We start from the raw sequence: 1,680 nt of genomic DNA on the forward strand, positions 1-1,680 counted from the left end.
CGCGCCCCCGCGGGGGTTGCCCCCACCCCCCCCCCGGGGGGCGCGCCACCCCGCGGGCCGCCCCCCCGCCCCGGCGGGGGGGCGGGCCCCTCGGCGCGCGGGGCCGGGCCGTGGTCGCTGTCGTCCTTACGGCCCTCATCGGCCATCAGGGGGACGACGGGCGAGAGGTTCTCGTTGGGGCCGATGGTGTGGAGCTTCGGCCCGGCGTAGAGCGAGGTGTCGTAGCCGAGCCGGTAGGGGCCCGCGCCGCGCTTCTTCAGGGCGCGGGCGGTGTCATCGGCCAACTGGCGGAGCGCGGCGGGGTGGTCGTCCCCCTTGGCGGCCCGCGCGGTGAGCGTCGGGTCGCCGCCGCCGACCAGCACGATGTCGTCCTTGCCCGCGCCCGCCACGACGCTGGTCCTGATGCGGTGGTCCGGGCCGAGGGCGGAGAGGGCCGCGGCACCGGTCGCGAGCTTGATCGTGGAGGCGGGGACGGCGGCCGTGCCCGCCTTGGCGCCGAACACCTGCTGACCGGTGGTCACGTCCATCACCGCCACCGAGCGCTCATCGCCCAACGCGGGATCCTTCAGCAGCGGTTCGAGGGTGTCGGCGAGCCCCGCGCCGGTGGGCGGCGGCACGGCGTCGCCACCGCTGTCCGGCGACCGGGGCGCGGGCCGCGTGCCGAGCGCCGCCAGGACGGGAGCGGCGCTGGGCGCGGGCCGCCCCGGGCCCCCGTGCCGCTCGCCCGGGGCACCGTCATCGGTGGCGCGGGCGCGTTCGGCCGTCCGCTGACCGCCGTCCCAGGGCCCGGCCACCAGCACCGACACCACGGCGACGACCAGGCCGGTCGCGGCGGAGACCGCCACCAGCTGCCAGGTCCGCTGCCGCTCGCGGGGCGTATTGCGCCATTCGCGCCGGATACGGGCGCGCACGCGGTTCCACTCGCGCAGCCCACGCCCGCGCATCCGGTCCAACTCGCGTCGCCCACGGCTCAGCCGGTGGCTCAGCCACTCCCTGACCTGCCACGATCGGGCTTCAGGCACGACCGACCAGCCCCTTTCGCCACCACACACCTGCGTGGGGGACACTTAATCACCAGACGTATGTGTTGATCATGGAGGAGCCACCCGTGGAGTTCGACGTCACCATCGAGATCCCGAAGGGTTCGCGGAACAAGTACGAGGTGGACCACGAGACGGGTCGCATCCGCCTTGACCGGCGACTCTTCACGTCGACCAGCTACCCCGCGGACTACGGCTTCGTCGAGAACACCCTCGGCGAGGACGGTGATCCGCTGGACGCACTGGTCATTCTCGACGAGCCGACGTTCCCCGGCTGCCTGATCAAGTGCCGCGCCATCGGCATGTTCAGGATGACCGACGAGGCGGGCGGCGATGACAAGCTGCTTTGCGTACCGGCCTCCGACCCCCGGGTGGAGCACCTGCGTGATATTCACCACGTTTCAGAGTTCGACCGCCTGGAAATCCAGCACTTCTTCGAGGTCTACAAGGACCTGGAGCCGGGGAAGTCGGTCGAGGGGGCCAACTGGGTGGGCCGCGCCGACGCCGAGGCCGAGGTGGAGGCGTCCATCAAGCGTCTCGAGGCCGCCGGCGGCCACTGAGTCCTGATCACGCGGTGTGGTGGGGGGCGCTGAGAGTGTGTGCGCGCCACACAGCGGGTGGGGGAGCCGGGGTGGGGGGT

2 protein-coding genes are annotated in these 1,680 nt (G+C 73.3%); one reads left to right on the forward strand and one right to left on the reverse strand.

The genetic code is table 11. From position 1 onward, the window contains the following. On the reverse strand, positions 1-1,022 hold a 1,022-nt coding region (locus ACFXB5_RS42375; protein WP_385218868.1), incomplete at its 3' end, for a D-alanyl-D-alanine carboxypeptidase. Between the two features lie 86 nt (positions 1,023-1,108). Between ACFXB5_RS42375 and ACFXB5_RS42380 the strand changes: the two genes are divergently transcribed. Further along, positions 1,109-1,600 carry an inorganic diphosphatase gene (locus ACFXB5_RS42380; RefSeq protein WP_201852602.1) on the forward strand — a complete coding sequence of 164 codons (492 nt, stop codon included), beginning with the start codon at positions 1,109-1,111 and terminating at the stop codon, positions 1,598-1,600. Positions 1,601-1,680 lie beyond the last annotated feature (80 nt).

The sequence above is a fragment of the Streptomyces sp. NPDC059455 genome, assembly GCF_042750115.1.
In the GTDB taxonomy this organism is placed as follows: domain Bacteria; phylum Actinomycetota; class Actinomycetes; order Streptomycetales; family Streptomycetaceae; genus Streptomyces; species Streptomyces endocoffeicus.